Source organism: Xenorhabdus sp. TS4 (assembly GCF_014467265.1).
GTDB classification, from domain to species: domain Bacteria; phylum Pseudomonadota; class Gammaproteobacteria; order Enterobacterales; family Enterobacteriaceae; genus Xenorhabdus; species Xenorhabdus ehlersii.
The window spans coordinates 99634-106178 of sequence record NZ_NKHQ01000013.1 but is presented as its reverse complement, the minus strand read 5'-3'; the positions used below and the strand labels follow the sequence as shown (position 1 = coordinate 106178).

The window sequence follows — 6545 nt, the reverse complement described above, 5'->3', positions numbered from 1 at the left end:
TTATCCTCTACCCAACAAAACACCCAAATGATAAAATCTTGTTGTGACATAGCCTTTTGTTCCTTTATTTCTCTTTGTTTGTCAACTTAAAGTTATAAAGGAGCGGCTATGTCATTTCAACTCACCATAAAAGTCGAGCATCGCGTTAATTTACCATGGTGTAAAAAGGGGTCGTTATCACGGCTGAGTGACTTAACACTTTTTGCAGTGAGAACACCTGCTATACTTAATGATGTTCCAATAGCCGTATCAAATACTTCGATTGCGTATCCTACAAATTTATGATCTGCTTGAAGAGCAATATTATCCATATCCTTGTTAAACGGTACAGATGGAACAAAATCATCTTCATTAACATGACGATAATGAGTAATTTCAGTGAGTTCCTGCACTGCGCTTTGGGTGAATAAACGTGGCATACCGTAGGTATAGAGGCAGGGATTATAGGATTTTAGTTGTGCGCTATGTAATAAGGCGAGGGCACCTCCCAAACTATGACCGCAGACGAATAGTTTTTTATTTTGTGTTAATTCAATAATATGTTCAAATACTGTTTTTCCATCGTCTCTTTTAGGTACTTGGATTTCTGTGACAAGATGAAAAGCTTCCCAAAAACCTTTATGGACTTTTCCTTTTTCGCTAAAACCACTACATACACCTTTAGGTATACAGCCTAATTCTAGCGGCTGGAATGTTCCATCTGTGAGAAGGTCCTTTGTTTCCGTCATTTCAGTACCACGCCATCCAATAATAACTTCTTTCGCGTTTGCCACGTAAAAAAGTTGGGTGTGACCCTGAGGAACTTTTTGTTTATTTGAGTCAATGTAGACAACTTCAGTATAGCGATCACTAAATGGGACATCATAAACCACCGGGGAAAAGGACTGGTCATTGACCCGATGAGGTGAACGTGACAGATCGAGCAACTGTTTTTGGAAGAGGTTTGTGACTGAACCTAAGTAATTTTCAGTATCTTCGGCATAAGTTAATATACTCATTAGCGAGAGATTATAGGCATTGACCAATGAATAATCTTTTTGATGATGCAACAACAAAGACCACGCCCTAAATGGACATACTTCAATGACATAGCGATATTCACCGACATATGATGGGTAAACTTCAAGACCCTGTGGTTCACTATCAGGAAAATGGTAACTTGGAAGGGGCTTTTCTCCTTTCCATTTTTCAATAACTGGAAATTTATCAACCAATTCTCCAATTTTTGCATAACGATATTGGCGACCTGATTCCTGACTTTCTTTAAAAACGGGGGAAATAGCTTTCATGGCTTCAGGAGAGCGCGTATATTCACTGTTACGCTTCAGTCTGAGTGGGCGTTTTTCCATTTCATCGGCAAGTTCTTGCCCACTAAGAAATAAACGTAAAGGAGAAGCCAATAATTGTTCTTCCCGGATCATACCATTTCCGTCTGTTGTTCCTTTGCGCGTGGTTTTTCTATTTTTTAATGTATAGGGCATATTGGCTATGGGTTTATTATGTTCATCGACAAGCTGAATTTCTATTTTGTTCTTTAACATGGCCTGACAATCATGACAATAAATCGAATTTGCATTACTCATCAATCTTTCTCCTGTTCTTTTTCTTGTTCCATCGCCAACAGATAATCCTGACCAGAGATTTTCTCAACGTATTGGCCCGCTTCAATTCTTTGCTGCAACCACTGTTCTATTCGTAGTTCCAGACTACCCACAGGTTGATCCAGTTGTTTCGCCATCTCACCGTGGTTTTCCCATAAATCATCATAAAGTGAACTACTTAACACTTTCAGACCGTAAGGGGATCGTAGCCAGACTGTCAGCAGGTGTTCACCCAGTGTAAACGGGATTTTACTGTTACCTTCACCACAGGCTTCGGGACGGCAAAACCACATCGGCTGTGGTGTGTCGATCATCAGTTCTGTCACCGGTGATAACATCAGAGACCAGTCGCTGACCGTGAAAGCGGGCACCATCGCACCGAAAACGCGGGCGTCCATGATGCGAAACAGTACCTGTTCGCCATTCATCATCACTAACTGGCGGTGTTGCCAGTGAACAAGCTGCTTCTGCCACGATATAGTGCTGCGGTACGCCCAGCCCCAACTGTTATCACTGAGTGCGTGACTATCCAGCATCTCTCCTATCTGGAATAACTGACTGAGCTTGGCCTGTACCAGCCATGGGCTTTGTTTCAGCATCTTATGCATCGGCGTACCGCTGTACAGTGGAAACGCCTGCTCAATCCAATCATTGCGGTAAAACTGATCTACCGGATTGGGTGTTGCCAGCGAATTGAGGATAAAGAATACCGGGGCATCATTGGGTTTATTCAGCCATGCCTGCCAGCTTATTGTAGTTTCTGTCATCGTCTCTTCCGTCATTATGATTATTCCTTTTTGGCGGGTTTAATCACTGGGCTGGCATCTTGCTGAGCCAGTAACGGGCAGTATGGGTGAACCGGAAATTCCACCATTGGCAATGGCTCCACACCTTCCGGGAGTTGCAGTGAAACTCCGCGTCCGCTACCTGCCGAACCCTGCCCGACATTAATCGGTGAACAGAGAATGCCGCCTGGTGTGACTTTGAGAAAACTGCCGCCCACTTTCAATGTGATTTCTGCCGCCGCTTCCAGCACCACTTTACCGCCGCTTTTCAGGTGGATTTCCTGCCCACTGTCAATCACGGTGGCATCGCCAGTCTGGATATGCTGGCTGCCGGCAATCCGGTGGGACACATCGCCTTCGGTGGTGATTTTGCGTGAACCGGCCACTTGATGATGGTCATCGGCACGAATATCGTGGTAACGGTTGTTATCGATGCGGCTCTTCTGGTCATGCTTGATATGCCAGTAAGCATCGTTTTCGATATGCGCGGTAAAATCTTTCTGACCGTGAAAATAGATTTCTTCGCTGCCTTTCGCATCTTCAAAGCGCAGTTCGTTAAAGCCTTTGCCCTTATGCGTCTTGGTCTTAAAGGTGGTACGGGTTTTTTCTGCCGGTAAATCCAGCGGCGGACGGTTCAGACCATTATAGACACAGCCGGTAACCATCGGTCTGTCAATATCCCCGTTCAGATAAGAAATAATCACTTCCTGCCCGATACGCGGTATCGCCATAAAACCAAAACCGTTACCATTCCAGCCCTGAGCCACACGTACCCAGCACGAAGCGCCATCATCCGGTTGGTCATAGCGGTTCCAGTGAAAATGCACTTTAATTGCGCCGTCTTTGTTGACGAAGATTTCTTCCCCTTCTGGTCCGACTACGATGGCGGTTTCATCGCCATCCGCCAGCGGTTTGTAGTGGAAAGGCGGGCGATAATCATCCAGACCGGAAATAAAACTGAAATGATTACTGAGCGTGGTGCCTTCACCGGCATCGTGCCCCAGTGCTTGCGGGCAGCGTCCGTGGTGGCTGATACCGACTACCTGCCAGCGGGTATTGAGCGGGGTGTGCGGATGCCTTTTTATCTCGAAGATTTTGCCCGGCATCAGTTTGATGCAGTTACTGCTGCCGCTGCCAGTCTGTTTCTGGTTATCCCACGCTTCCTGCCGGTATTTTAAAAATGGGATGGCGGCGGCATCTTTCTGAAAACGCCCGTAACTTTCAAACACGGTGTAAGGGGGCTGGCTACCAAAATCGCGGAAGCCTTCACTGCTGTGCATATGGGAGAGGTGATAGCGCGGATTCTCCGGATTGAAATCTTTATGCAGACTGCGCTGCGGACTCATGCCGACCCCCAGCCGCACCTGATAAATGGTGTCTGTTCCGTAGGCGGTGTCCGGCTGGGGCTGGTATTGCAGCGGCAAGCCAGCGGTCATGCCCAGATGGCTGTCATTGAAAAACAGCGTTTCATCCTCAAACCAGAAACTGAATCCCTCTTCCGCCGCTAACCGGCAGAAGAAAGCATAATCGGATTCGCGCTTCTGGGTGACATATTCCCGGTCCTGATGCGCATCGTAGAGTTTCGAATCGGCTTTTACCCGGTGTTTTTTCAGCAGGCTGTTTAATATCGCCGGGGCATTTTGCAGATGATAAACCCGGCTGTCCTGATTGAGCGTCAAACGCCAGCAGGCAGGGCGGACGGTGACGGTATAGCGCGTCTTGTTACCATCGGTGCCCACCCAATTAGCGTGAGAGACAATCCCGGTGATTTTACGCTGCTCCGTTTCACCATAAAAAACCTGCAACACTGCTTCCTGCATCAGCAGCGAGGCCAAATCAATTTCCGCCTGCGACTTAAAGGGGTTCGCGTTACCGGCCCTGACCAGCGTCAGGTTGAGGGTAAACAGCTCAGAGAGTTGTTCTTGCAAAGAAAAATCGCCGACCGCAAAGGTGTCTTCCGGCACACCCGCGATACGGCAGGTAAAACGTAATCCACTTTTCATTTTTATTCCTTATCGGTTATGACATGACTGCCTTACATGGCCGGGCGTAATCCATCAACGTGCCAGAACTGCCACAGTACTTCACTGTTGTCCGGGGTAAGAATTTCCAGCATGACGAACGAGGACTGGCAGATAAAGCAGGCCATCGCCTGATTGATTAAGCGGCTGAAGCGGTACATCTCGCCGGACGTGCGGTAACAACCGGGATTCAGCGTGAGCGATAACACATACCCACGAACCGGTTGCCCACGCCTTAAGCGGTCAGTCAGGCGCTCTTTTACCTGCACAATGCCGTCAATGTGTTGCTGGAACTGGCGGCTCAGCGGACGGTTTGTCTCGCTATGCGGGTCAAACAGGCGGAGAAACTGTTTCAGGCTGTCGGGGGCAAATAACATCACCGGCGGGCTGGAGAGGCAGGAGAGCAGCGACCAGCCGTTATTTTCCTGTAACAATGGGGGATAATCGGTCACCACCGGAATAATATTCTGCACATAAAGATGAGACGGGGCACTTTCCGGCGTCACGGTAATTGCGCCTTGTTCCAGCGTCAGTGCCTGCTCATGGTAGCCAATGAAATAGCACGACACCGCAATATCCGGCAGATTGTTTGCCGGATTGCCGGTCAAATCAAAAAAGCACAGCCGGTGCCGGGTTCTGCCCAGAAAATCAGATTCAGTCTGGAGCTGGTAGTAAAACGTGTCGGGCTGCGCATCGTCATCGAAAAAACGCCCGGCGGGAACAAACTGCTCAATCGGCAGCCAGTGATAAGGCGTGCCACGCTGCTCGCTGTCTTCGGGCTGCACCACCACCTGAACCTCCCGCAGCCGGTACAAGCACACCGATCCCCCCAAGGGCAGCGGATAGCGGTGATTGCCGGCTTCCAACCGGACAGGCGGGCTGGCCTGGTTTTCCAGATGGATCGCCGGCACACAACCCAACAAAAAGGCCCCCTCGACATCCTCCAGCGGCAATTCGCCCCCGAAACGCAAAATCAGCTCAAACGTGCCATCGTCATTCAGCGGGACTTTTGCGCAACTGCTGCTGATATCCAGCGTGACAAAGTTATAAAGCGCCGGCAACGCATAGTATTCCACCAACGGTTGCAGGCCGGAATAGGGACTTTTGGCGGTGGGCAGCAACGGTTCGTCAAGCAAGCCATGCCAGCCATAAGGAAAACTCTTCATTGTTCGCTGCTCGCCCTGTGTGTTCAGGCTGATATCACAGATATGTTGATCCAGCCACAGGCTGAGCTGGGTGGCGCGCTCTGTGTCGGTGCCGAGGAAGAACGTCAGCGAGCCACTTTGCCAGACAGAAGACGCCGAACCGGTTTGGCATAGTGTCAGGATAATTTCACTGTGAGTGCCCGTTTTCCTGACTGCACGCTCCTGGACAATCAACGGTTCAATATGCAAAGAACGGCAGGTTTTAAAGTTGATCAACTGCCCGTTAAGGCTGGCAGACACCGATGTACCGATCGGGATCTCGGCAGTGCCCTGATGTTCATCATCCGTGGGCGTAAATTGTACTATCGTCGTGGGTGGAATAGGAGACAGAGCTAACGGCCAGATACGGGAGAGAATGCCGTGAACAATTTCGGGAAAATTATCCTCCAGCTTGTCCCGCAGATTGGCAATCAAAAACGCAAAGGACTCGAAAACACGGGCAATATCAGGGTCATGAGAGGAAACCAGAAATTCAGCCAGATGCGGCGACTCTTTCGCGATGTGCTCAGCCAGCTCTCGCAGGTAAGCGCGCTCTTTTAGATAAAGCGATTCCTTTTCGTTTTTCATTGAATTTAACTTATGTTTTATCAATTGGGCTTCGGTATTATGCTGAATACCAGCGAGATAAAATGCGTAGCTGACCAGCAAAGCACATTTATTCTACACATTAATCAATCAAATTAATTAACGAATCAAATCCACTTTTTGGCTGGTTTTGGCGGAATATGGGGGGATTATCGGAATATGCGCGGTAATTCAGGCAAAAATAAGGCTGGCAGGAATCCTTAACGGTTTGACTCCCTCCTATCTGACCGTTAATATCTTTTTCTACAAAAATGATCCCTCGCTTGTCAGGATCGCCTTCGGGTGGCGAACGAAAACTCTCGTAGCCTGAAAGGGAGAGCAATATTGTGGTACATCTGCACACCTTTA

At 48.6% G+C, this 6545-nt stretch carries 4 protein-coding genes; all 4 read right to left on the bottom strand.

The window, feature by feature from the left end; genetic code table 11:
- Positions 1-116 precede the first annotated feature (116 nt).
- Genes Xets_RS08560 through Xets_RS08545 form a run of 4 tightly spaced genes read right to left on the bottom strand, consistent with a single transcriptional unit; the run spans position 117 to position 6260 of the window.
- Entirely contained in the window at positions 117-1583 is a 1467-nt protein-coding gene (locus Xets_RS08560; protein ID WP_187651453.1) for a lipase family protein, read from the bottom strand.
- Positions 1583-2383, bottom strand: coding sequence for a DUF4123 domain-containing protein (locus Xets_RS08555; RefSeq protein ID WP_187651452.1), 801 nt, complete (start codon positions 2381-2383; stop codon positions 1583-1585). Before Xets_RS08555 ends, Xets_RS08560 begins: the two co-directional genes overlap by 1 nt.
- 5 nt (positions 2384-2388) lie before the next feature.
- A complete protein-coding gene (locus Xets_RS08550) occupies positions 2389-4389 on the bottom strand; it encodes a type VI secretion system Vgr family protein (protein WP_187651451.1) in 2001 nt (666 codons plus the stop codon).
- Positions 4390-4421: 32 nt separating this feature from the next.
- Positions 4422-6260: a type VI secretion system baseplate subunit TssF gene (locus Xets_RS08545; RefSeq protein WP_255430581.1), complete on the bottom strand. Its 1839-nt coding sequence runs from the start codon at positions 6258-6260 to the stop codon at positions 4422-4424.
- Positions 6261-6545 lie beyond the last annotated feature (285 nt).

Bases quoted from the DNA above. Each gene is read 5' to 3' on its own strand.
- Xets_RS08560 (WP_187651453.1), bottom strand. From the start codon at position 1,583: ATGAGTAATGCAAATTCGATTTATTGTCATGATTGTCAGGCCATGTTA.
- Xets_RS08555 (WP_187651452.1), bottom strand. From the start codon at position 2,383: ATGACGGAAGAGACGATGACAGAAACTACAATAAGCTGGCAGGCATGG.
- Xets_RS08550 (WP_187651451.1), bottom strand. From the start codon at position 4,389: ATGAAAAGTGGATTACGTTTTACCTGCCGTATCGCGGGTGTGCCGGAA.